Source organism: Enterobacter sichuanensis, assembly GCF_009036245.1.
Taxonomy (GTDB): Bacteria; Pseudomonadota; Gammaproteobacteria; order Enterobacterales; family Enterobacteriaceae; genus Enterobacter; species Enterobacter sichuanensis.
This window is the reverse complement of the sequence record NZ_CP027986.1, coordinates 328,818-353,720: the sequence shown is the minus strand read 5'-3', so window position 1 is coordinate 353,720 and position 24,903 is coordinate 328,818. Positions and strand designations below refer to the sequence as shown.

Annotated in this window: 21 protein-coding genes and 1 pseudogene; 7 read left to right on the top strand and 15 right to left on the bottom strand. The window is 55.1% G+C overall.

Annotation, left to right across the window (positions count from 1 at the left end):
* Positions 1-65: 65 nt before the first annotated feature.
* Positions 66-1,379: a glutamate/aspartate:proton symporter GltP gene (gene gltP / locus C1N69_RS01645; protein WP_045285544.1), complete on the bottom strand. Its 1,314-nt coding sequence runs from the start codon at positions 1,377-1,379 to the stop codon at positions 66-68.
* A gap of 423 nt (positions 1,380-1,802) precedes the next feature.
* Here gltP and acs point away from each other — a divergent pair, with 423 nt between their 5' ends.
* The 3 genes from acs to actP all read left to right on the top strand — a co-directional run bounded on the left by acs (position 1,803) and on the right by actP (position 5,858).
* Entirely contained in the window at positions 1,803-3,761 is a 1,959-nt protein-coding gene (acs, locus tag C1N69_RS01640; RefSeq protein WP_059386358.1) for an acetate--CoA ligase, read from the top strand.
* A 136-nt stretch (positions 3,762-3,897) separates the two neighbouring features.
* The gene (locus C1N69_RS01635; RefSeq protein WP_025757861.1) at positions 3,898-4,212 is read left to right on the top strand and encodes a DUF485 domain-containing protein; all 315 of its coding nucleotides are present in this window, start codon (positions 3,898-3,900) and stop codon (positions 4,210-4,212) included.
* Positions 4,209-5,858 (top strand): cation/acetate symporter ActP, encoded by a 1,650-nt coding sequence (gene actP, locus C1N69_RS01630; RefSeq protein WP_045285546.1) that lies wholly within the window; start codon positions 4,209-4,211, stop codon positions 5,856-5,858. Before C1N69_RS01635 ends, actP begins: the two co-directional genes overlap by 4 nt.
* A gap of 32 nt (positions 5,859-5,890) precedes the next feature.
* Here the strand turns inward: actP and C1N69_RS01625 are convergent.
* Together C1N69_RS01625 and C1N69_RS01620 are read right to left on the bottom strand one after the other, a co-directional pair.
* Positions 5,891-6,580, bottom strand: a pseudogene (locus tag C1N69_RS01625) (LrgB family protein).
* Entirely contained in the window at positions 6,573-6,983 is a 411-nt protein-coding gene (locus tag C1N69_RS01620; RefSeq protein WP_021242769.1) for a CidA/LrgA family protein, read from the bottom strand. The pseudogene C1N69_RS01625 and the gene C1N69_RS01620 overlap by 8 nt, the downstream one beginning before the upstream one ends.
* Positions 6,984-7,085: 102 nt before the next feature.
* Here C1N69_RS01620 and C1N69_RS01615 point away from each other — a divergent pair, with 102 nt between their 5' ends.
* The gene (locus C1N69_RS01615) at positions 7,086-7,973 is read left to right on the top strand and encodes a LysR family transcriptional regulator (protein WP_155030560.1); all 888 of its coding nucleotides are present in this window, start codon (positions 7,086-7,088) and stop codon (positions 7,971-7,973) included.
* A gap of 58 nt (positions 7,974-8,031) precedes the next feature.
* On the opposite strand, the gene C1N69_RS01610 is transcribed toward C1N69_RS01615, so the two are convergent.
* The 4 genes from C1N69_RS01610 to soxR all read right to left on the bottom strand — a co-directional run bounded on the left by C1N69_RS01610 (position 8,032) and on the right by soxR (position 12,963).
* A complete protein-coding gene (locus C1N69_RS01610) occupies positions 8,032-9,678 on the bottom strand; it encodes a Na+/H+ antiporter (protein ID WP_008503391.1) in 1,647 nt (548 codons plus the stop codon).
* Positions 9,679-9,828: 150 nt separating this feature from the next.
* Complete coding sequence (gene ghxP, locus C1N69_RS01605; protein ID WP_045285548.1) at positions 9,829-11,178, bottom strand: guanine/hypoxanthine transporter GhxP; 1,350 nt, start codon at positions 11,176-11,178, stop codon at positions 9,829-9,831.
* A gap of 294 nt (positions 11,179-11,472) precedes the next feature.
* Entirely contained in the window at positions 11,473-12,144 is a 672-nt protein-coding gene (locus tag C1N69_RS01600; protein ID WP_059386356.1) for a glutathione S-transferase family protein, read from the bottom strand.
* A 360-nt stretch (positions 12,145-12,504) separates the two neighbouring features.
* Positions 12,505-12,963: a redox-sensitive transcriptional activator SoxR gene (gene soxR / locus C1N69_RS01595; RefSeq protein ID WP_025757852.1), complete on the bottom strand. Its 459-nt coding sequence runs from the start codon at positions 12,961-12,963 to the stop codon at positions 12,505-12,507.
* Between the two features lie 98 nt (positions 12,964-13,061).
* Between soxR and soxS the strand changes: the two genes are divergently transcribed.
* Positions 13,062-13,388, top strand: coding sequence for a superoxide response transcriptional regulator SoxS (soxS, locus tag C1N69_RS01590; protein WP_013095071.1), 327 nt, complete (start codon positions 13,062-13,064; stop codon positions 13,386-13,388).
* Between the two features lie 6 nt (positions 13,389-13,394).
* Here the strand turns inward: soxS and C1N69_RS01585 are convergent, their stop codons facing one another.
* Entirely contained in the window at positions 13,395-14,960 is a 1,566-nt protein-coding gene (locus C1N69_RS01585) for an EAL domain-containing protein (protein WP_025757851.1), read from the bottom strand.
* Between the two features lie 339 nt (positions 14,961-15,299).
* Positions 15,300-16,700 carry a GGDEF domain-containing protein gene (locus tag C1N69_RS01580; RefSeq protein WP_155030559.1) on the bottom strand — a complete coding sequence of 467 codons (1,401 nt, stop codon included), beginning with the start codon at positions 16,698-16,700 and terminating at the stop codon, positions 15,300-15,302.
* Between the two features lie 487 nt (positions 16,701-17,187).
* Here C1N69_RS01580 and C1N69_RS01575 point away from each other — a divergent pair, with 487 nt between their 5' ends.
* Positions 17,188-17,469, top strand: coding sequence for a YjcB family protein (locus C1N69_RS01575; protein WP_025757848.1), 282 nt, complete (start codon positions 17,188-17,190; stop codon positions 17,467-17,469).
* A 118-nt stretch (positions 17,470-17,587) separates the two neighbouring features.
* On the opposite strand, the gene C1N69_RS01570 is transcribed toward C1N69_RS01575, so the two are convergent.
* Both C1N69_RS01570 and ssb1 read right to left on the bottom strand, forming a co-directional pair.
* Positions 17,588-18,046, bottom strand: coding sequence for a hypothetical protein (locus C1N69_RS01570; protein WP_155030558.1), 459 nt, complete (start codon positions 18,044-18,046; stop codon positions 17,588-17,590).
* Positions 18,047-18,162: 116 nt separating this feature from the next.
* Positions 18,163-18,687 carry a single-stranded DNA-binding protein SSB1 gene (gene ssb1 / locus C1N69_RS01565; protein WP_008503384.1) on the bottom strand — a complete coding sequence of 175 codons (525 nt, stop codon included), beginning with the start codon at positions 18,685-18,687 and terminating at the stop codon, positions 18,163-18,165.
* A gap of 251 nt (positions 18,688-18,938) precedes the next feature.
* Here ssb1 and uvrA point away from each other — a divergent pair, with 251 nt between their 5' ends.
* Entirely contained in the window at positions 18,939-21,761 is a 2,823-nt protein-coding gene (gene uvrA / locus C1N69_RS01560; protein ID WP_047957548.1) for an excinuclease ABC subunit UvrA, read from the top strand.
* Positions 21,762-21,764: 3 nt separating this feature from the next.
* On the opposite strand, the gene C1N69_RS01555 is transcribed toward uvrA, so the two are convergent.
* The 4 genes from C1N69_RS01555 to tyrB all read right to left on the bottom strand — a co-directional run bounded on the left by C1N69_RS01555 (position 21,765) and on the right by tyrB (position 24,825).
* On the bottom strand, positions 21,765-22,118 hold the full coding sequence (locus C1N69_RS01555) for an MmcQ/YjbR family DNA-binding protein (protein ID WP_025757844.1): 354 nt from the start codon (positions 22,116-22,118) through the stop codon (positions 21,765-21,767).
* A 2-nt stretch (positions 22,119-22,120) separates the two neighbouring features.
* Positions 22,121-22,537: a secondary thiamine-phosphate synthase enzyme YjbQ gene (locus C1N69_RS01550; protein ID WP_155030557.1), complete on the bottom strand. Its 417-nt coding sequence runs from the start codon at positions 22,535-22,537 to the stop codon at positions 22,121-22,123.
* 113 nt (positions 22,538-22,650) lie between these two features.
* Entirely contained in the window at positions 22,651-23,364 is a 714-nt protein-coding gene (aphA, locus tag C1N69_RS01545) for an acid phosphatase AphA (RefSeq protein WP_025757841.1), read from the bottom strand.
* Positions 23,365-23,631: 267 nt separating this feature from the next.
* Positions 23,632-24,825, bottom strand: a complete 1,194-nt coding sequence (tyrB, locus tag C1N69_RS01540) for an aromatic amino acid transaminase (protein WP_155030556.1) — start codon at positions 24,823-24,825, stop codon at positions 23,632-23,634.
* Positions 24,826-24,903: the final 78 nt, after the last annotated feature.

Here is a 24,903-nt window from a genome sequence, read left to right as displayed (position 1 = left end):
CTTCGCCTTACCCGGCCTACAAACCCCGTAGGCCCGGTAAGCGCAGCGCCACCGGGCTTTTTACCTTACCGATCGGCCGTCTTATCAAAACGACCCAGCACCTCGCGTTCATACGCCAGCGCTTTTTTACGATCGAATTTGTGTTCCCACTTGGCGATCACCAGCACCGCCAGCGCATTACCCACCACGTTCAGCGCCGTACGCGCCATGTCGAGGATACGGTCCACACCGGCGATAAACGCCAGACCTTCCAGCGGAATGCCGACGCTGCCCAGCGTCGCCAGCAGCACCACGAAGGAGACGCCCGGCACGCCCGCGATACCTTTTGAGGTAACCATCAGCGTCAGCACCAGCACGATCTCCTGCCACAGCGACAGGTCAATGCCGTACAGCTGCGCAATAAAGATAGCGGCGATACTCTGGTACAGCGTCGAACCGTCCAGATTAAACGAGTAACCGGTAGGCACCACGAAGCTGGTAATCGAGGCCGGCGCACCATAGGCCTCCATCTTCTCAATAATGCGCGGCAGCACGCTCTCTGAGCTTGCCGTGGAGTAGGCCAGAATCAGCTCATCTTTGAGGATACGGATCAGGATCCAGATGCTCAGCCCGCACAGACGCGCCACAATCCCCAGCACCACCAGCGCAAAGAACAGGATGGCGAAATGCACCAGGATCACCAGCTTCGCCAGCGGCCACAGGGAGGCAAAACCGAAGTTCGCCACGGTGACGGCAATAAGCGCAAACACCCCGACCGGCGCGTAACGCATCACCATGTGGGTCACTTTAAACATGGTTTCGGAGATAGAGCGGAACACCGTTACCAGCGGTTCACGGTGCGTCGCCGGCAGCGAGGAGAGTCCCAGACCAAACAGCACGGAGAAGAAGATGATAGGCAACATCTCGCCCTTCGCCATCGACGCCACAATATTGGTCGGCACCAGCGACAGGATCGTCCCCATCAGGCCGTGCGCATGGCTTTGCACGTCAGCGGTTGTGCTTTGGTATTTCGAAATATCCACCGTTGCCAGTTGCGACATATCGATCCCGGAACCTGGCTGGAACACGTTCGCCATGGTGATACCGAGAACGATCGCGACCGTAGTGATCACTTCGAAATAGATAATGGTTTTCGCCCCGATGCGGCCTAACTGTTTTGCATCGCCAACGCCCGCAATACCGACCACCAGCGTCGAGATCACAATCGGTACCACAATCATCTTGATCAGATGAATAAAGATATCCCCTGCCGGAGAGAGCAGGTTGGCAATCAGCCATTCGCGGCTGTCGCTGTGATAGTGGAGGTAACTGCCCAGTAAGATGCCCAGCACAAGGGCTAGCAAGATCTGCCAGGCCAGGCTGACTTTAACGTTTTTCATAGAAACTGACTTCCTCAATGAAGCTCCTCAGTCACGCAATGTGAATGAATACGGAGACATACTGAAAGGGTATGCATTGTGTTGCGTTGGTTTATGGGATTTTTTAACGCGGCGTATGAGTATCATTTGCGCGGCCTGTTGCGCAAGCCTTAAAGAACGACGCATTTCACTCATAAAAGCGACGATGACGGGGGTTTGTTCTAATTCTGATAAATAACCGTTTGTTATAAAAACGCTTTTTTAAACATAAATGTGAATAATCGTCAGCATAAATTATTTTCCTTCAAACTTTCATTCGCTCATTTTTCAACCTGTTCAAACAATGCGTGATCTGCAGCCCAAATAATAAACAAAGCTTGTAAAGCCCCTACAATTAACGTTTTTGCGACATATTATTAACATCTTACAAGGAGAAAAAAAGCCATGAGCCAAATACACAAACATGACATTCCCGCAAACATTGCGGACCGTTGCCTGATCAACCCGGAGCAGTACCACGAGAAATATCAGCAATCTATCACTGCCCCGGACGCTTTCTGGGGTGAGCAGGGCCATATCCTGGACTGGATCAAACCCTATCAGAAGGTGAAGAACACCTCCTTTGCACCCGGCAATGTCTCCATTAAATGGTATGAAGATGGCACGCTGAACCTGGCGGCGAACTGCCTTGACCGCCACCTTGCCGAGCGCGGGAATGAGACGGCCATTATCTGGGAAGGCGATGATGCCTCGCAGAGCAAACACATTACCTATAAAGAACTGCACCGCGACGTGTGCCGCTTCGCCAACGTCCTGCTGGAAAGAGGCATTAAAAAAGGCGATGTGGTCGCGATCTATATGCCAATGGTGCCGGAAGCGGCGGTGGCCATGCTGGCCTGCGCCCGTATCGGCGCGATTCATTCCGTTATTTTCGGTGGCTTCTCGCCAGAAGCGGTTGCCGGCCGTATTGTCGATTCCAGTTCAAAACTGGTGATCACCGCCGATGAAGGCGTGCGTGCAGGGCGCGGTATCCCGCTGAAGAAAAACGTCGACGAAGCGCTGAAAAACCCGAACGTTAAAACGGTGAGTAACGTTATTGTCCTGAAGCGCACCGGCGGCAAAATCGACTGGAACGAGGGGCGTGACCTGTGGTGGAGCGATCTGATTGAGAACGCCAGTGACCAGCATCAGCCGGAAGAGATGAATGCGGAAGATCCGCTCTTCATTCTGTACACCTCAGGCTCAACCGGCAAACCGAAAGGGGTGTTGCACACCACTGGCGGCTATCTGGTCTATGCAGCCACCACTTTCAAATACGTCTTCGACTACCATCCTGGCGACATCTACTGGTGTACCGCCGACGTGGGCTGGGTGACGGGACACAGTTACCTGCTGTATGGCCCTTTGGCCTGTGGTGCAACCACGCTGATGTTTGAAGGCGTGCCAAACTGGCCGACCCCGGCGCGGATGTGTCAGGTCGTCGACAAACATCAGGTCAACATCCTCTACACCGCCCCAACGGCGATCCGCGCCTTAATGGCGGAAGGGGATAAAGCCATTGAAGGCACAGACCGTTCTTCATTGCGCATTCTCGGGTCCGTCGGCGAGCCTATCAACCCGGAAGCCTGGGAGTGGTACTGGAAAAAAATCGGTAACGAGAAATGCCCGGTGATGGACACCTGGTGGCAGACCGAAACCGGCGGCTTTATGATCACCCCGATGCCGGGCGCCACACAGCTGAAAGCCGGTTCCGCCACCCGTCCGTTCTTCGGCGTGCAGCCTGCGCTGGTGGATAACGAAGGTCATCCTCTGGAAGGGGCCACCGAAGGCAACCTGGTGATCGTCGACTCCTGGCCGGGCCAGGCGCGTACCCTGTTCGGCGACCACGATCGCTTCGAGCAGACCTACTTCTCAACCTTTAAAAATATGTACTTCAGTGGCGACGGCGCGCGTCGTGACGAAGATGGCTATTACTGGATCACCGGACGCGTGGACGACGTACTGAACGTCTCCGGCCACCGTCTTGGCACCGCGGAGATTGAATCTGCCCTGGTCTCACATCCGAAAATTGCCGAGGCGGCCGTGGTGGGTATTCCGCACAACATCAAAGGCCAGGCGATTTACGCCTACGTCACCCTGAACCACGGGGAAGAACCGTCGCCAGAGCTGTATACCGAGGTGCGCAACTGGGTCCGTAAAGAGATTGGCCCGCTTGCCACGCCGGACGTGCTGCACTGGACCGATTCGCTGCCGAAAACCCGCTCCGGCAAAATCATGCGTCGTATTTTGCGCAAAATCGCGGCGGGAGACACCAGCAATCTCGGTGATACCTCAACGCTCGCGGATCCTGGCGTGGTGGAAAAACTGCTCGAAGAGAAGCAGGCCATCGCAATGCCATCATAATGTTTTCTCCCTCTCCCACAGGGAGAGGGCCGGGGTGAGGGCATCAGACCGCACCTTCCCCCCCTCACCCTAACCCTCTCCCCACAGGGGAGAGGGAACTAAAAACAAACCCACCTTACCTCTGGAGAACTCTGTGATGAATAACGATATTTGTCAGCAGATAGAGAATAGTGCGCACTACAGGGAGCTCGTCGATAAGCGGCAACGGTTTGCCTTCATTCTTTCCATCATCATGCTGATTATCTACGTCGGCTTTATTCTGCTGATCGCCTTTGCGCCGCACTGGCTGGGTACCCCGCTGCACGAGGGCACCAGCGTGACGCGCGGTATTCCCATCGGGATTGGCGTGATTGTGGTTTCATTTGTGCTGACCGGCGTCTACGTCTGGCGCGCGAACGGTGAATTCGATCGTCTTAATAAAGCGGTACTGCAAGAGGTAAAAGCATCATGAAGCGCGTCCTGACGGCGCTAGCCGCCACACTTCCCTTTGCCGCCCACGCGGCAGATGCCATTACCGGCGAGGTACAGCGCCAGCCAACCAACTGGCAGGCGATTGTGATGTTCCTGATTTTCGTCGTGCTGACGCTGTATATCACATACTGGGCGTCGAAACGCGTGCGCTCCCGTAACGACTACTACACCGCAGGCGGCAACATTACCGGTTTCCAGAACGGACTGGCGATTGCGGGAGACTTTATGTCCGCGGCCTCGTTCCTCGGGATTTCTGCGCTGGTGTACACCTCCGGCTATGACGGCCTGATCTACTCCCTCGGCTTCCTCGTCGGCTGGCCGATCATTCTGTTCCTGATCGCCGAACGCTTGCGCAACCTGGGCCGCTATACCTTCGCAGACGTGGCCTCATACCGTCTGAAGCAGGGGCCGATTCGCTCCCTCTCCGCCTGCGGTTCACTGGTGGTGGTGGCGCTGTACCTGATTGCGCAGATGGTCGGCGCGGGTAAACTGATTGAACTGCTGTTCGGCCTGAACTACCACGTCGCGGTGGTGCTGGTTGGCGTCCTGATGGTGATGTACGTCCTGTTCGGCGGCATGCTGGCGACCACCTGGGTGCAAATCATCAAAGCGGTTCTGCTGCTGTTCGGCGCCAGCTTTATGGCCTTTATGGTGATGAAGCACGTCGGGTTCAGCTTCAATAACCTGTTTACCGAAGCGATGGCGGTCCACCCGAAAGGGGAAGCCATCATGAGTCCGGGCGGGCTGGTGAAAGACCCGATTTCTGCCCTGTCCCTCGGTCTGGGCCTGATGTTCGGTACCGCTGGCCTGCCTCACATCCTGATGCGCTTCTTCACCGTGAGCGATGCGCGAGAAGCGCGTAAGAGCGTCTTCTACGCCACCGGTTTCATGGGTTACTTCTATATCCTGACCTTTATCATCGGCTTTGGCGCCATCATGCTGGTGGGGGCGAATCCGGCGTTTAAAGACGCGGCGGGTGCGCTGATTGGCGGGAACAACATGGCAGCTGTGCACCTGGCTGATGCGGTGGGTGGCAACCTGTTCCTCGGCTTTATCTCGGCCGTGGCTTTCGCCACCATTCTTGCGGTGGTGGCAGGTTTAACCCTCGCAGGCGCGTCTGCGGTGTCGCACGACCTCTACGCCAACGTCTTCCGTAAAGGGGCAAGCGAACGTGATGAGCTGAAAGTCTCTAAAATCACCGTGCTGGTGCTGGGCGTGGTCGCCATTCTGCTGGGCATTCTGTTCGAGAAGCAGAACATCGCCTTTATGGTGGGGCTGGCCTTCTCCATTGCCGCAAGCTGTAACTTCCCGATCATTCTGCTCTCCATGTACTGGTCAAAACTGACCACCCGTGGGGCGATGATTGGCGGCTGGCTGGGGCTGTTGACGGCAGTGATCCTGATGATTCTGGGTCCGACCATCTGGGTGCAAATCCTCGGTCACGCCAGCGCCATCTTCCCGTACGAATACCCGGCGCTGTTCTCAATCGCCGTGGCGTTCATCGGTATCTGGTTCTTCTCGGCCACTGACAACTCGCCGGAGGGTAACCTGGAGCGTGAGAAATTCCGCGCCCAGTTTATCCGTTCACAAACCGGTCTCGGCGTTGAGCAGGGCCGCGCGCACTAAGCCCTTCTCCCCGGTCGTTCTGGCCGGGGAGCTTAAAACATCACCCACGCCACCAGCGGCGCAATCAGCACCATCACCACGCCTGAAAGCATCATCACCAGGCTTGCCACTACGCCCTCCTACTGACCCAGTTCATACGAGCGTGCCGTGCCCGCGCCGTGCGACGCCGCGCCAAACCCTGCGCCTTTGGCCATCCCTTCCCGAATAGAAAGCCGCAGAAAGAGCATATCGCCGACCGCCATCCCAAAAACGCCCGTTACCACCACGAACAGCGCCACCAGATCCGGCTGCCCGCCGAGCGGTTTCGCGGCCGCCAGCGCAAACGGCGTGGTCACCGAGCGCACGGCCAGGCTGCGCTGAATTTCATCGGGCAGCGTAAACAGCCGCGCCAGCCAGACGGAACTACAGACCGCCACCACCGTGGCGGTGAGCACGCCGGCGCTGAGCGACATCCAGTGGCGTTTGATGATCGCCAGGTTGTCGTAAACGGGAACGGCAAAGGCGATGGTCGCCGGGCCAAGCAGCCACAGCAGCCAGTGGGATTCACCAATGTAGTCCTGCCAGGAGATATGACCAAAGACCAGCATCAGCACCAGCAGGATTGGTGTGAAGACCAGCGGCATCAGCGGCAGAGCATGAAAACGGCGATACAGCCGCTTGTTGGCGAAGTAGATCCCCAGCGTAGCAATCAGGCACAGGACGCTTATCTGAAAGTTAGTCATGTTTGTGCCTGCTGATTTCAAAGCGATAGACTTTATCCACCACCCAGGCGGTCGCCCCCAGCACCATCAACGTACTCAGTGCGATGACCGCGAAGATGCGCCATCCGTCCACCATCAACAGTTGCGCATAGTTCACCACCGCCACCACGGCAGGGACAAAAAACAGCAGCATCTCTGCTAACAGCCAGCGCGCGCCGGCGCGTACCCAGTTAAGGGGGATCACGCGACAGAGGATAAGCGTCAGCATCAGCAGCATCCCCACCAGGTTGGCAGGCAGCGGCAGATGGAGCCAGCCGACAAGATATTCGGCGAAAACAAACAGTCCCGCGTAGAGCAGTACCTGAACCGGTACCTGGAGTCGTTGTACAACGGCAGGCGTAACACGGCTTAACGCCACGGCCATGGGGGTTTTCCTCAAAAATGAGACGAGGCGCCAGTATAGTGAGCGCACGGTGTGGACTGAAATGAATTAAAATCATCACAGGTATAGTTTCGAGGAATAATCATGGACATAAGAACGCTGCGCTATTTTGTCGAAGTGGTTCGCCAGCAAAGTTTTACCCGCGCAGCGGAGAAGTTGTTTGTTACCCAGCCCACCATCAGCAAGATGCTGAAAAACCTCGAAGATGAACTGAACTGTACCCTGCTGATCCGCGACGGGCGCAAGCTGTTGCTGACCGACACCGGACGCGTGGTGTTCGAACGCGGGCTGGCGATTCTGGCGGAGTTCCGCCAGCTGGAAGCGGAGCTGGATGATATAAACCACCTGACGAAAGGGGTGCTGCGCCTCGGCATTCCACCGATGGTGGGAATGATGATGGCCGGGCCGATTAGCCTGTTTCGCCAGCGTTACCCCGGCGTTGAGCTGAAGATTTCGGAGTTTGGTGGGTTAACCGTACAGCAGGCCGTCACCAACGGTGAGCTCGATGTGGCAATGACCGCCCTCCCCGTTGAGGAAGAGAGCAGTCTGGCGACGCTTCCGCTCTTTAGCCACCCGCTGTGCGTGCTGGTTCCCCGCTCCGGCGACTGGCTGAAGAGAGACTCGGTGAAGCCTGAATTGCTCGGTGAGCACCCTCTGTTGATCTACAACGAAGACTTCGCCTTAAGCCGCCAGCTGATGACGCTGTTTCAACACCATAACGTGAAGCCGCGCATTGCAGTGCGCAGCGGTCAGTGGGATTTCCTGGCGGCGATGGTGCAGGCAGGCGTAGGCATTGCCATCCTGCCGCAGCCGATATGCGAACGTCTGGATAAAAACACGCTGCGCTGGATCCCGCTGGAGAGCGACCTGCACTGGCAACTGGGGATGATCTGGCGTGAAGGTGTCTATTTGTCCCAGAGTGCGCAGGCGTGGCTGCAGTGTTGTGAGGGGTTTTGGGTGCGGTCTGAATAGTGCCCTTCTCCCTCTCCCTGTGGGAGAGGGTTGGGGTGAGGGCATCAGACCGCACGGACTACTGATTCTCTATCAACAACGCTTCCAGCAAATCCAGATCGTGCAATAGCTTTTGCAGCGTCTCGTTGCTGATCTGGCGCGTGGCGCGCAGGTGATACAGTTCGGCACGCTCTGAGCGCAGCGCGGCCAGACGGAACCGGCGTTCCAGGTTCTCCTCCTGCAGCGAGCTTTCCACATCGTTACGCCCGTCCGCGCGGCGACGCAGGTTACCAATTACGCGGGAACTCACCTCCGTCAGCAGCTGATTGTCGATGTTCTCTTCCGCATCCGCGGCCAGGCGCTCTTCCATTTTCTGGATGGCGACAATCGCCACTTCGGCGGTGGCCGCACGCGCAATGCGCTCTTCCTTGTGCTGCTGGGTCGAATCGCCAACATCAATATGCTGGAGCAAAATCGGCAGCATAATCACGCCGACGAACAGGGAGAACAGAATCACCCCCGCCGCCAGGAACACCAGTTCGTAACGCGCCGGGAAGACATCGCCCGTCGGCAGCAGCAGCGGAATGGAGAGCACACCGGCGAGGGTTATCGCCCCGCGTACGCCCGCAAAAGAGGCGATCAGCAGCTCACGCGTTGTCCACGAGCCGAACTCCATCGGTTTTTTCTTCAGGAAGCGGACGCTGAAGTTTTTCATCGTCCACAGCCAGCCGAAACGCACCAGCATCAGCGCCAGGTAGATCAGCACGATGTCGGTAAACAGCATCCAGACCTCAACGTTCGGATCGGCCTCCGCCGCCACCAGCGAGGATTCCATAATGCCCGGCAGCTGCAGGCCCAACAGCAGGAACACCATGCCGTTAAAGACAAACTCCAGCATCGCCCAGGTGCTGTTGGCACGCAGGCGCATCGCCAGCGGCGCGCGGCGCATCACGCCGGAGCGGGTGATGGTCATCCCTGCCGCGACCGCGGCCAGAATGCCCGACACGCCGATATGTTCGGCAATCAGATAAGAGGCGAACGGCAGCAGGAACAGCAGCACGATCTGCGTCGCGGGTTCATCGCCGCCCCAGCGGCTGAGGAAGCGCAATGAGCGGCCGTACAGCCAGCTCACCACGAAGCCCGCGAGAATACCGCCGATGGCTACCTTAAAGAACTCCAGCGTCGCGCCGCCGACGGTAAAGACCATCGTGCCCATCGCAACGGCCACGGCAAACTTCAGGGCAACCAGGCCGGAGGCGTCATTCATCAGCGCCTCACCCTGTAAAATCCCCATGATTTTCTTCGGAATGCGGCCTTCGCCCACAATGCCGGACAGCGCCACGGCATCGGTTGGCGACAGCACGGCGGCCAGCGCAAAGGCAGGAATTAACGGGATACCCGGTACCGTCCAGTAGATCAGGAAACCAATCCCGACGACGGTGACCACCACCAGCGCAAGCGCCAGGCCGAAGATCTCTCGTCCGTGCTCAAGGAACTCACGCGTCGGCGTTTTCCAGCCATCGGCAAACAGCAGTGGCGGGATAAACAGCACGAGGAACAGTTCGGGGTCAAATTCCACGTGCAGGCCAAACGTCGGCCACGCCAGCAGCGCGCCGATGGCAATTTGCATTAATGGCAGGGGGACCTGAAAGGGCAGTACGCGTGTAACCACCCCGGATAGCGAGACCACAAGGGTCATGATGAGTATTGTGAAGAAGATTTCCATGCGTTCCCTGTTTGCTGTGTTGCTTATTTACTACGGAAGGCGTCGTGCCTTTTATTCTATCTTCCCCAGAGTAACGTAAAAGGCAACAGGATGAGTCCTGAAAATAAAAACGGGCGGCCTGAGCCACCCGTTTTCGCATCAAAGGACAACTCAGATTGCCCAGCCGCCCGCGTAGAACGCCACCAGCGCAACGGCAATGACCACGGTACCTACGTTCAGCTTGCGCCACTCACCGGAGACCACTCGGCCAATCACCAGCGACGCGAAGCCGATCATAATGCCGGTCACGATGTTACAGGTCAGCACGATAAACACTGCGGTAATCAGACCTGACATGGCGTCGACGAAATCCGCGAAGTCGATTTTCGCCACGTTGCTCAGCATCAGCAGGCCAACGTACATCAGCGCTGGCGCGGTGGCGTAGGCCGGAACCAGATAGGAGAGTGGCGAGAGGAACAGGATCAGCATGAACAGCACGCCAACGGTGATCGCCGTCAGGCCGGTTTTACCGCCTGCCGCCGTGCCCGCTGCAGACTCGATATACACTGCCGCAGGCGCCGCGCCTACCAGGCCAGAGAAGACGCTGCTCAGAGAGTCGGTGGTCAGCGCCTTACCGCCATCAATAATCTGGCCGTCTTTATCCAGCAGGTTTGCCTGACCCGCAACCGCACGGATGGTCCCGGTCGCATCAAACACGGCGGTCATCACCAGCGCCAGCACGCTTGGCAGGATCACCGGGTTCAGCGCGCCAACGATATCCAGGCTGCCAATCAGGGAGTTACCTTTGTCATCGCTCAGCGACGGCATGGCGAAAATGCCGGAGAAGTGAACGTTCGGATCGAAAATCAGGCCGACAATGGAGACGCCGATAATCGTCAGCAAAATGCCGCCCGGGACTTTCAGTTTTTCCAGACCGATAATCACCGCCAGGCCGATCAGCGACATAATCACCGGGAAGCTGGCGAAATGACCCAGCGCCACCGGCAGACCGTCCAGCGGGTTCTTGATGACCAGACCGACGCCGTTGGCGGCGATCAGCAGCAGGAACAGGCCGATACCGATGCCGGTACCGTGCGCCACGCCCTGCGGCAGGTTGCGCAAGATCCAGCTACGGATACCGGTCGCTGAAATAACGGTAAACAGCACGCCCATCAGGAACACAGCCCCCAGCGCAACCGGGACGCTGATCTGCTGGCCCAGCACCAGGCTGAACGCGGTAAATGCGGTCAGAGAGATGGCGCAACCAATCGCCAGCGGCAGGTTGGCCCACAGACCCATCACGATAGAGCCGACACCGGCCACCAGACAGGTCGCCACAAAGACCGCCGCGGGCGGGAAGCCCGCTTTGCCCAGCATGCCCGGCACCACGATGACGGAGTAAACCATCGCCAGAAACGTTGTCAAACCCGCAACGATTTCCTGGCGCACGGTGCTGCCGCGAGCCGAAATTTTAAACATGGCGTCAAGTGAACCGCCAGTACGCGCAGATGGCGTAGACATAGAAAACATCCCCTGAGAGTTTTTTAGGAAGTCTGTAAGCAAGGTGGAGACGCCGCTGCCAGCTAAACGTCAAACCCTTGTGTTGCGTTTGCGACGAAAGGGCGTCGCAAAAAAAGCAAACGTTTAGCTCCGCACTTACAAACGGGTGGTCAAATTAAGGCAAACGATTATCCAGCCTAATACCCGCCCTTTTCAACTGAACTTTATCGTTTTTCGCTAAAACTCACTTATGACGCTGAAGAAATAAACAGAGGATGCGCAAACGTTATCGTTTATGCGCAATGTGTTTACATTTCAATCCTCACCCGGGATAGATAACGGGCCACCCTGCTCCAGGGTTTTTTGCCAGCCCGGGCTGTTCTCCACCTTTGTCTTCCATGCCTGAATATGCGGCAAGTTGTTGATACCGCCGCGTGCCAGCAGGGCAAAGATCGGAAAGCTCATCTGAATGTCGGCCATGCTGAGCGCTTTCCCGGCAAACCAGCTGTTTTCAGCAAGATGTGATTCAATAAAGCGCGCATGGGTTTCCAGCTGACGGTTGAGATACGCTTTCTGCACCCCTTGCCCCAGCGCTTTCCCCAGGGTTCTGATACCAAACGGCACGGGTGGCTTGCCGAGACTATTAAAGACCAGCTTCATTAACAGCAGCGGCATCAGCGAACCTTCCGCGTAATGCAGCCAGAAGCGGTACTGCACCTTATGGGCTGGATCTAAAGGCTTAAACCGGGACTCGGGATCGTACGTTTCCTGCAGGTATTCCAGAATGGCGCCGGATTCGGCAAGGATCAGTCCGTTATCTTCAATAACCGGTGATTTGCCCAGCGGATGCACCTTTTTCAGGGAGGCCGGTGCCAGCATGTTCTTTTCCCGCTGGTAGTGAACGATCTCATAAGGCAGCGCGAGTTCTTCCAGCGCCCAGATCACGCGGTGCGAGCGCGACTGGTTGAGGTGGTGTACCGTGAGCATGGTTTTCTCCTGTTATTCATACTTTTTAACTATAGAAAATCGAACAACACCGCGAAAAAAATTCGGCTAAAAAAGCGTGGGGGCGGCTGGCGAAAAAACGGGTCTTGCATAGAATTAAAGTGTCAGCACAATCCGGAACCTCCCCAACCAGCTCGACACGAGGGGTGCTGATGTCGGGGGAAACCCTCCCGTGAACCAGCGGGATAGAGTGAAAGACAAAGACCGGGAAAAACTAAAGCGCCCTTATGTGGCGCTTTAGTTCTTTATTATGCTTTTTACCGGGTGGCGCTTCGCTTACCCGGCCTGGGTTCTCGGTTTTGTAAGCCGGGTAAGGCGCAGCCGCCACCCGGCAAACCGATCTCAATCCTCTTCCAGCAACCGCGCCCCCGTCCCCTGCTCGCCCAGCCTGTCTCCCGGGTTACGCAGAGGACAATCGCTACGAGACAAACACCCGCAACCAATGCAGCCATCCAGTTCATCACGCAAAGCGACCAGCGTATGGATACGCCTGTCCAGCTCTTCACGCCACTGGGATGACAGCTCTTTCCACTCTTTCGGGCTCAGCGTATGCCCTTCCGGTAGTACGCCAAAGGCTTCGCCAATCGTGGCCAGGGGAATGCCGATTCGTTGCGCAATTTTGATAATCGCCACGTAGCGGAGCACGTCGCGGGTGTAGCGCCGCTGGTTTCCGGCGTTACGAATGCTTTTGATTAACCCTTTGCTTTCATAGAAGTGGAGCGCCGACACGGCAACACCGCTTCGCTTAGCCACTTCACCGGGAGTTAAAAGCGCTTTTATTCGCGGCAATCTCTTTTCCATAAAACCTCTTTACCTCAAGTTAACTTGAGGAATTATACTCCCCCGCAGAGAAAACGACGAATTAACCGAGATAGTTGTATCTACAGAGGGGCAACCTTATGTCGCATCAGCAGATTATTCAGACGCTTATTGAATGGATTGATGAACATATCGACCAACCGTTGAACATTGATGTGGTCGCGAAAAAATCGGGCTATTCGAAATGGTATTTACAGCGAATGTTCCGCACGGTTATGCATCAGACGCTGGGTGAGTACATCCGTCAGCGCAGACTGCTGCTGGCGGCGCAGGCGTTACGCTCAACGCAGCGGCCGATATTTGATATCGCGATGGATCTTGGCTACGTGTCGCAACAGACCTTTTCCCGCGTATTTCGCCGTGAATTTGACCGCACGCCGAGCGATTATCGCCACCAGTTGAACTAAGTACGATCAATGCAAAGGTTGCTGCTGCCAGGTCATAAATTCCTGGGGCGGCATCGCTTTCGCGAAGTGCCATCCCTGACAGTACTGGACGCCGCGCTTCAGCAGCCAGCTTACCTGCTCTGCCGTCTCAACCCCTTCCGCAATGGTTTTAAGCCGCAGGCTCTGGGCCATCTCGATAATGTGTTCGGCGATCAGGTGGCTGGTGCTGTTGGTGGTTAAGGTATCGATAAACGATTTATCGATTTTCAGAATATCCACGTTCAGCGAGTAAAGGTTATGCAGGTTCGAGTAACCGGTACCGAAATCATCGATCGCGACTTCATAGCCCGCCTGACGAAAAGCCTGAATCACCGGCGTGGTTTTGGGAACATCGATAAAACCGCGTTCCGTCACTTCTATTTTGATTTGCTGCGCACGGACGGCGTAGTGGCGGGCCTTGTCAGAAATCATGGCTATCAGCCGCGAGGAGTGAAAATCTGTGGCCGACAGGTTAATTGAAATATAGAGATGCGGATGCCCGGCCAGGAAATGGCCCAGATCGCTGAACACCTCCTCAACGACATAATCCGTGATCCGCTCGCTCATGCCCTCTTTTTCCGCCAGCGGAATAAACTCAGCCGGGCTCATCACCTGCCCGTTAAACCCCGGCCAGCGTAACAACGCCTCCGCACCCACACACTGATTATTCTTAATATCAATAATCGGCTGATAGTGTACGCAAAGCTGACGCTTGTTCAGCGCCCGGTGCAGCAGGCGTCCTGGCGAATTAAGCTCACGATGGGTACGGGACCATACCAGCAAAATAATCATGCTGCAGATCATGCCCAGCGGCAGCGTCAGGGTCGCCTGATGATAAAGCGTTTCATAAAAGCGTTTATTCGATGTCGACACAATCGCCGCAATCGGTCTTTTGGGCGATTTTACGACCGTATAAAAACGGTTATCTTTTTGAAATACCGATTCCTTATCCCGAATCATCGAATTTAATAACGACACGTTGGCTTTCTGGCTAACGGAAAAGAACGCATTGGTAACCGTGTCGTATACTCCCCATGAAAGGGAATGATCTTCGGACATGACTTCGCTGTATGAAAGTGGATTAACCACCACCACATAATTTCCGCGCTGCATATATGTCATTTTATAGCCAGTATAAAATGGGGTATCGCGATAATAATAGATAGCGACGTCAGGTTTCCGGGTGTAATTAGCAACGGGAATGGCGTAGGGATGATCCGGTGTAAAAACGGTCGAACAAAGAAAATTCTGACCTTCCGCATAAATTAAATCGGCAACAAACAGGCGGCCACGAACCACGTTCAACATATATTGACGGTGTTCCGGCGTACAACGCTCACCCTGATATTTTGTAGCCTCAATCCGGGCCAGATCAACCTGCTGAATAACCAGCTCGGTTTTGTCTAAAGCCAGTTCAGCAAAGGTGCGTAGCTGGGCGCTTGTTTCTGATACGGCTCTTAGCTGGGCAAACCATAGCGCAAGCATCACCGGCAGCATAACTACCATGATGATCCCTACCACCCTGAGCATCTTGCGCCGTGCGCTACGATTCATTTCCCGCCCTATATCCCTGCATGTTGTACGCCTGTAGTAATGAAGGCCGGATGCTTTGTTAAACAGGTGATTACGTTGCATGAATCATGCGAAGTTAGCAACTGACTTTTAGTATTAAAAATCTTAAATTTCGTTATGACGATAATATTTTCCCGTAAGTGAAACTGTAAGTATTCGTTCCGTTTCAATTAAGGAAAATAATTATCCAGCCCGTAAGCGCGGTGGGAAGATAACACAACAGACGATCGTTGATTAAGCCAAACTTGTGACAGCACGAAAAAAGCACAACCCCATCATGACATTTTATGCTATTTGTTTGGGCGTATTTTGTGCATTGATTTATAAATAATCAGCCACCACCGTTTTTCCTCGCCCCGAATGCTTGGCCTCGTATAATGCTTTATCGGCACGCCTCAGTAAGGCTGAAGTATCCCGCTGTCCCCCACAGACTTCGACAACCCCGGCACTAAACGACAGCGACAGCTTTCTCTCACCCACCACCAGCGGGTGTGTTTGCAGAAAGGTGCGCAGCCTGGCGGACAACTGCGCAGCGCCATTACCGTCAGCGTGCGCCAGCAAAAGCAAAAACTCTTCTCCTCCCACGCGCCCTAACGCTGACTCTGAGGGCGCTAACTCACGGATCGCGTTACAAAAGTGAAGGAGCGCCGCATCGCCCACCGGGTGACCCCACTCATCGTTGATCTGCTTGAAAAAATCCAGGTCAAACATCAGGACACAAAAGTGGCTGTTAACCTCCTGCCGGGTATTGGCCGCCAGCGCAAGCTCCAGCTGCTGCAAAATCGCCGAACGGTTAAAGCAGCCGGTAAGATCGTCGGTGGTGGCTTTTACCTCCAGCTCCTGCTCAGCTTTTTTCCGCTCGGTAATGTCCAGCCCAATATTGAGGATAGAGTTGTCCGGCAACAGAATGTTGGACCACAGTACCGTCAGCCGGGTGCCGTCTTTGCGCAGCGGATGCCATTCATACATATCTTTAAGCGGTGAGACATTGACCGACTCCCTGACCCGCCGCCGCTCTTCAGGGTCGGGATAAAACAGCGCAAGCGGATCGGCATATTCAGCGATCTCCGCCATCGTCCAGCCGAACACTTTTTCACATTCGGCATTCCATAGCACGCAGCGGTTAAATTTGTCGAAAGAGTTCATTAACACCGGGGCCCGTTCAAACAGGGTCTTATATTGCGTCACTACGCGCTGCATTTCCTGGGCGGTTTTCTCCCGGGCAATAATTTCCGCGAAATAGTCTTTTAATTTTTCGACCAGCACCACGACGATATTTTTTAGAACCGGCAGAGAATAGAGTCGTTCATCAAACCCTAAAAAGAAATAACCGCTGCAGTGCCAGTTATGGGTCGAAAGTTTGCACAGTACCCCGCTTTGCAGCTGCGCATAGCCGGGATGCTGAGGAGGAAATAACGCGCGGCCAATATTCTCTTTCCAGTAAACCACCCGCCACGAACGATGATGCCGCTCCAGCAGAGTGCCCGCGAGGAAATCGGCGACCTCGAAGGGATGGCAGGTCATCTCCCCGGCGCTGACCACACGCTGCAGGCCGTCATCACCATTTACGCTGACCCAGGCAAGGCTTGCGCCCAGGGCGCGGCTGATGGTCTCCAGCATGTCGGCCAGTGAACATTGGGCATGAAGCTGGGGCATCAGCTTTGCCAGCGCATGCAGCGCCTGCATGCTGTCATTAATAATCTCACGTCGGTTTTCTTTCATTTTTTTCGCTGATTATCAGGCGATAAACCGGACGCAACTTTCTTCAGATTCGAAATGTCGTCATACCAACGCCACAAGCTGGAACTCAGCGTAGCGAATTAAAACAACGTTGTGTGTAATTAAATACGTACAAATAAATAAAAAACAATAAAATTCAAAAACCTGAAAGGTTAGCTGCGAGTAAAATTAATTGTCCACTCAAGCATAAGCCAAAGGGATATGGCTGTAAACGTTATACAACGCGCCCTCTTTTGCATCGATTTTGCTATCTCAATGAATTCATTATAAAGAGTGTGGGGAATGAGAGCTTAGCCTGCAAAGATATATTTTCTCTCAGGCGAATACGGTTTACAGGCAGCGAGGGATCCCTCTTTTTCATCAGCCCGGGACTGGCGAATAAAACAGCAAACGTGATATAGTTCACACATCTTATGTAACGAAAAAATCTGTTTCATTCAGTTCGTCTGTTTTGTAGAGGATGGGTTTTATGGCAACCATTACTACCAGCATGGTTCTCTTGCGCTGGCCTTTGTTGAGTGCGGTACTGATGTTTTTAGCCAGCACGCTGAACATTCAATTTCGTAAATCTGACTACACGGGCCTTGCTGTCATCAGCACGCTGCTAGGGCTGGGTGCGGCCTGCTGGTTTGCAACGGGTCTGCTTGGCATTACTCTGCTGGATATGGCCGCCGTCTGGGAAAATATCAAAGTGGTGATGGTTGAAGCGATGAGCCACACGCCACCAGACTGGCCGATGGTGATTACCTGATGGTCGTTTTATAACAAGATGTTAAGAGCCTCTTTTACGAGGCTTTTTTATTTTCAGGGCTTCAGCCCATAACAAGCAGCGGGAATTTACTGATAATCGCCAGGCGGTTCTGGTGGTGTTACAGCCGAGATTGCCAGAAGCTCATACCGTCACGCGTCTGGTGACGATCTGTGATAATGACGTTGTATTTTTCCAGTAAGTATTGGGAAAACACTTTGCCAGGCAGATCGCGTAACACGCCACGATGCGACGGTTTGGGCGACCGCCATATCAGGATTTGCGTTACCGGCATGTAGTTTAAGAAGGCATCTTTCTGATAAATCACGCGATTGTAGTAAACAATCTCTTTGGTGATTTCATTAACTAAGGCCAGTTCAAAATGCTCGTTAGGAATACCCGCAATACGATTTTCAGCCCTGACAAAATGATAGCCTGGAGGGAATGGGCCAAAACTCAGCTCATCATCGACTGATGCTCGAAGGGAAATCTCATTCAGCAACGTCGTATTATGGCTGTCCACAGTCAGCATTGAGAATGTTTTCTGGACGTCAGCAGGATCAAAGAGTTGTTGTGGCATAGCACCTCGCGGACGATATTATTCAGACAACATTTACACCGTTATGCATGTAATTATCAACCACCGGGTAATATAAGAAGCCCTGCGACAGCAGGGCTTTTGTTAGAGGCTGGAAATCAGAACGGAATGTCGTCGTCGAAATCCATTGGCGGTTCGTTAGACGGCGCCGGCGCAGACTGCTGCTGCGGACGAGACTGTGCGCCGCCGCTGAACTGGTTGCCGCCCTGTGGCTGCTGAGGCTGACCCCAACCGCCCTGCTGCTGGCCACCACCTGCTGGTGCGCCACCGCCCTGACGGCCACCCAGCATCTGCATGGTGCCACCGACGTTAACCACCACTTCAGTGGTGTACTTCTCAGCACCGGACTGATCGGTCCATTTGCGGGTACGCAGCTGGCCTTCGATATACACCTGAGAACCTTTACGCAGATACTCACCGGCCACTTCTGCCAGTTTGCCAAACAGCACAACGCGGTGCCATTCGGTCTGCTCTTTCATCTCACCGGTCGCTTTATCACGCCAGGATTCGGAAGTAGCCAGCGTAATGTTGGCAACTGCGCCACCACTCGGCATGTAGCGTACTTCCGGGTCCTGGCCCAGATTACCGACGAGAATCACCTTGTTTACGCCTCTGCTGGCCATGTTCGTGTCTCCTGAATACGTTTCTTAATAGTGTAAACGCGCGAGTGTACCATTTCCATGCTGCATTTTGATAGCTGCGAGATGGATTCCAGAGTTCTCGTGCGAACATAACATTGTTACACAGTCAGTCAGAAAATGCATTCCAATACTGTATATTCAAACAGGTCAAATTGTGTCATAATTAGCCGTTTCTGACAGCCGTTTGTCCTTCAAACAAACCAGGCAATCCGTGTTCCAACCGGGAAAGGTGAATGGATAAGATCGAAGTTCGGGGCGCCCGCACCCACAATCTCAAGAATATCAACCTCATAATCCCTCGCGACAAACTCATTGTCGTGACCGGGCTTTCGGGGTCTGGCAAATCCTCACTGGCTTTCGACACTCTGTATGCCGAAGGACAGCGTCGTTACGTTGAATCACTCTCTGCGTACGCGCGTCAGTTCCTGTCGCTGATGGAAAAACCGGATGTCGACCACATTGAAGGCTTGTCTCCTGCTATCTCTATTGAGCAGAAGTCCACCTCGCATAACCCGCGCTCAACGGTCGGTACCATTACCGAAATTCATGACTACCTGCGTCTGCTGTATGCCCGCGTGGGTGAGCCGCGCTGCCCGGACCACGACGTCCCGCTGGCGGCACAGACCGTGAGCCAGATGGTGGATAACGTGCTGTCGCAGCCGGAAGGCAAACGCCTGATGCTGCTGGCGCCGATCATCAAAGAGCGTAAGGGCGAGCACACCAAAACGCTGGAAAACCTGGCAAGCCAGGGCTATATCCGCGCCCGTATTGATGGCGAGGTGTGTGACCTGTCCGATCCCCCTAAGCTGGAGCTGCAGAAGAAGCACACTATTGAAGTGGTGATTGACCGCTTTAAGGTGCGTGACGATCTCGCCACGCGTCTGGCGGAATCGTTTGAAACCGCGCTGGAACTCTCCGGCGGTACCGCCGTGGTCTCCGACATGGACGACCCGCAGGCGGAAGAGCTGCTCTTCTCCGCCAACTTTGCCTGTCCGATTTGCGGCTACAGCATGCGCGAGCTGGAACCGCGCCTGTTCTCATTCAACAACCCGGCGGGCGCCTGCCCGACGTGTGACGGCCTGGGTGTGCAGCAGTATTTTGACCCGGATCGTGTGATCCAGAATCCGGAGCTGTCGCTTGCGGGCGGCGCGATCCGCGGCTGGGATAAGCGTAACTTCTACTACTTCCAGATGCTTAAATCGCTGGCAGAGCACTATAAGTTCGACGTGGAAGCGCCGTGGGCCAGCCTGAGCCCGAACGTGCACAAAGTGATCCTGTTCGGTTCCGGTAAAGAGAACATCGAGTTCAAATACATGAACGATCGCGGCGACACCTCCGTGCGTCGCCACCCGTTCGAAGGGGTGCTGCACAATATGGAGCGCCGCTACAAAGAGACGGAATCCAGTGCGGTACGCGAAGAGCTGGCGAAGTTCATCAGCAACCGCTCCTGCGCAACTTGTGACGGCACCCGTCTGCGTCGCGAAGCGCGCCACGTGTTTGTGGAAAACACCGCGCTGCCGACCATCTCAGATATGAGCATCGGTCACGCAATGGACTTCTTCAACAACCTGAAGCTCTCTGGCCAGCGCGCGAAAATCGCCGAAAAAGTGCTGAAAGAGATCGGCGATCGTCTGAAGTTCCTGGTCAACGTCGGCCTGAACTACCTGACGCTTTCCCGCTCGGCAGAAACGCTCTCCGGCGGTGAAGCCCAACGTATCCGTCTGGCAAGCCAGATTGGCGCAGGCCTGGTCGGCGTCATGTACGTGCTCGATGAGCCGTCCATCGGCCTTCACCAGCGCGACAACGAGCGTCTGCTCGGTACCCTTATTCATCTGCGTAACCTCGGCAACACGGTGATTGTGGTTGAGCATGATGAAGATGCGATCCGTGCTGCCGACCATGTTATCGACATCGGCCCGGGCGCGGGCGTACACGGCGGCCAGGTGGTCGCGGAAGGCACCCTGAAAGACATTATGGCAGTGCCAGAATCGTTAACCGGCCAGTACATGAGCGGCAAGCGCAAGATTGAGGTGCCGAAGCAGCGCGTGGCGGCGAATCCGGAGAAAGTGCTTAAGCTCACCGGCGCGCGCGGCAACAACCTGAAAGACGTTACCCTGACGCTGCCGGTGGGGCTATTTACCTGTATTACCGGCGTATCCGGTTCCGGTAAATCGACGCTGATCAACGATACGCTGTTCCCGATTGCGCAGACGGCGCTGAACGGCGCGACGCTGGCCGAACCGGCACCGTACCGCGATATCCAGGGGCTGGAGCATTTCGATAAGGTTATCGACATTGACCAGAGCCCGATTGGCCGGACCCCGCGTTCCAACCCGGCGACCTATACCGGCGTCTTTACGCCCGTTCGTGAGCTGTTCGCAGGCGTTCCGGAAGCGCGTTCGCGCGGCTATACGCCAGGTCGTTTCAGCTTTAACGTTCGCGGCGGCCGCTGTGAGGCGTGTCAGGGCGACGGCGTGATCAAGGTGGAGATGCACTTCCTGCCGGATATCTACGTGCCGTGCGACCAGTGCAAAGGCAAACGCTATAACCGCGAAACGCTGGAGATTAAGTACAAAGGCAAAACGATCCACGAAGTGCTGGATATGACCATCGAAGAGGCGCGTGAGTTCTTTGACGCCGTTCCTGCGCTGGCGCGTAAGCTGCAGACGCTGATGGACGTGGGTCTGACCTACATTCGTCTGGGGCAGTCCGCCACCACGCTGTCAGGGGGCGAAGCGCAGCGCGTGAAGCTCGCACGTGAACTGTCCAAACGCGGTACCGGGCAGACACTGTATATCCTGGATGAGCCGACCACCGGTCTGCACTTTGCCGATATCCAGCAGCTGCTCGACGTTCTGCATCAGCTTCGCGATCAGGGCAACACCATTGTGGTCATTGAACACAACCTGGACGTGATTAAAACCGCGGACTGGATTGTCGATCTCGGCCCGGAAGGCGGCAGCGGCGGCGGTGAAATCCTTGTCTCCGGTACGCCAGAGACCGTTGCAGAGTGCGAAGCCTCGCACACCGCGCGCTTCCTCAAGCCATTGCTGTAATTGTCACACGGAGAGTTGCTGTCGGGTCGCTTCCGGCAGCAGCTCAACCGCCTGCTGATAAGACGCGTCAACCAGATAGTATATTTGTGAGCCTGGCAGCGACCCGTCAAGATAGACGGTACTCCAGTGAGCTTTATTGAGATGCTTGCTTGGCCGCACGTCATGGTGCTGCTGGCGTAACAAATCGGCCAGTTCCGGGCTGGTTTTCAGCGACGCCGCTGGACGCCCCTCAACCTCTTTCACCATCGCAAACAGGACGTCCCCCACTTTAATCTGGGTGGCTTTCCAGTCGCTATGAACGCTCTGCTCCGCGCCTGGTTTACTCATGCAGTACTGAAGTAGCTCCGAAATTGTCATCTTTATTCCCCTTGTAGCGTGGCGATAATTTTACGCGAACCACCGTGAATACGATGCTCTCCCAGCCAGATCCCCTGCCATGTTCCCAGCATTAGCCGCCCATGGTGTACCGGCAATATCAGCGATACGCCCAGCAGGGAAGATTTGATATGTGAAGGCATGTCATCGTCGCCCTCATAGTCGTGCTCATAAGGCGCGTTGTCTGGAACGGTCTTCAGAAAATGGTGCTCCATGTCAGACCGGACGGTGGGATCGCAATTTTCATTAAGCGTGAGAGAGGCAGACGTGTGCTGAAGCAGCAAATGCAGCAAACCCGTTTTGACCCGCGACAGGTCGCGGATTTGCCCGATGACTTCATCTGTCACAAGGTGAAATCCGCGTGGTTTAGCGCTTAACGTCAGGGTCTGTTGATACCACATGTGCTGCTCCGTAATGAAAGATGAATCTTTCTAAGTGTGCAGCAAGAAGACGAAAGGTAAAACCCGCAGCAGCGAGATTTGACTAAAAAAGAGTCAAAGTCGCTGCCTGGGGCTTAATACTCCGAGTTGACGATCACCTCTTCGCCAAACTTTCCGGCCATCGGCAGCGGTCGATAGGTCGAGTTAGAAGCGCGTAACACTCTGATCCCTCTGGCCCCGACGTCATGCGCAGCGGTAATGTCGTTATCTGAATCACCGTAGAACAGTTTGATATTTTTCTTTTCCAGCCACTGGGTTTTGGTGTTTTGCCCTTCTTTGTCACCCGCAAAGATCACCGGGTTCATGTTGGCCGCCGGGATCATGAAATCATCCTGCAGGGTTTTAGAGACGGTTTCCGTTTTGGTCTGACTGCGTCCGGTGACAAAGTAAATGCTGTCGCCGCGCTTCACGTGCATGGCGATAAGCGCGCGGGCCACCTCTTTCGGGATGCTGAATTCGTCCCAGCCGTTGTTCATTTTTTCCCAGAACTCGGGGTTTTTCAGATACGCTTCGCTGTCGGGCGAATACATTTTTTTGCCGCGCCAGAATCCCGGGCTGGAGAACAGAACGGTATCGTCAATATCGAAGCCCACGGCCATTGGCGGACGCCCCATCAGGCTGTTCTCGATCTGGGCCACGGAAACCCAGTGAATGGGTGCCTGTTCGGCAAGAATGGCAGCGGTGGTACCGGTGTAAAGCGGCGTCGGGGCGGAAGCGCGCGCGACGACAGCACTGTTAAGCGAGAACAATAAGCAGGCGGCGCTGAGCGCCAGTGTGATCTTGCGCATATTTTCCCCTGAATATTCAGTTCGTTATCGTTTTATTTTGAGCGAATGGTCAAAAACTTTCCGACCATAACCCCAGCGGGAGGTGAAGGGAAGGAGTTTTTACTTATGAAGTCGAATAAAAAGAAGACGATCACAAAGCACAGAAGAGGCGTGTAGGCCCGGTAAGCGCAGCGCCACCGGGCGAAATTTTACACTGGTGCAAACAAAAAAGCCGGGTGGCGGCTACGCCTTACCCGGCCTACACAGGGCATATACGTAAGTAAATACTCACATTACAGCGGCAAATGCCTGCGCTACACGATGCACGTTGCTGGCATTGAGACCTGCCACGCACATACGCCCGCTGGCAATCAGATAGACGCCAAACTCTTCACGCAGGCGATCGACCTGAGCGGCGCTCAGTCCGGTGTAGCTGAACATTCCGCGTTGTTTCAGCAGATAGTCAAAGTTATGCCCCGGCACAGCCTCTTTTAGCACGTTAACCAGTTCCTGACGCATCGACAGAATACGCTTACGCATGGATTCCACTTCAGCAAGCCAGTTAGCTTTCAACTGCTCATCACCGAGAACGGTCGCCACCACCTGCGCACCAAAGTTTGGCGGGCTGGAGTAGATACGGCGCACCGTCGCCTTCAACTGCCCCAGTACACGGCCCGCCGCTTCGGTGTCTTCGCACACCACGGAAAGGCCACCGACGCGCTCGCCGTACAGGGAGAAGATTTTCGAGAAGGAGTTACTCACCAGTGCTGGCAGCCCGGCGCTGGCAACGGCGCGGATCGCGTAGGCATCCTCTTCCATCCCTGCGCCAAAGCCCTGATAGGCAATATCGAGGAACGGGATCAGATTGCGCGCTTTCAACACCTCAATCACCGCATCCCACTGAGCATTTGTCAGGTCTGCACCGGTCGGGTTATGGCAGCACGGATGCAGCAGGACGATACTGCGCTCCGGCAGCGTATTCAGTTTTTCCAGCAGCGCCTCAACGCGCACGCCGTTGGTTTCGCTGTCGAACCACGGGTAGGTCGACACCTTAAATCCTGCGCCTTCAAAAATCGCTACGTGGTTTTCCCACGTTGGGTCGCTGACCCACACTCCCGAATCCGGGAAATATTTTTTCAGGAAGTCGGCACCCACTTTAAGCGCACCCGACCCGCCAAGCGTCTGGATGGTCGCCACCCGTTTTTGCGCCAGCACGGCGTGATCGGCACCAAACAGCAGCGGCGCGATGGTGTTGCGGTAGCTGTTGAGCCCTTCCATCGGCAAATATAGCGACGCACCGTGCGGCGCGGCGTTCAGACGCGCTTCGGCTTCAGCGACGGCTTTCAACTGAGGAATAATGCCATCCTCGTTGTAATACAGGCCAATGCTGAGGTTCACTTTATCGCTGCGAGGATCTTCTTTGAAACGCTCCATTAAGGAGAGAATGGGGTCGCCGGCGTAGGCGTCAACTTTCTGAAACACGCGATGTCTCCGGAATTCGATGAGGCAGGGAATCCAACAATAAACCGGAAGTGGGAGAAGATCGAGTGGATGTTAATA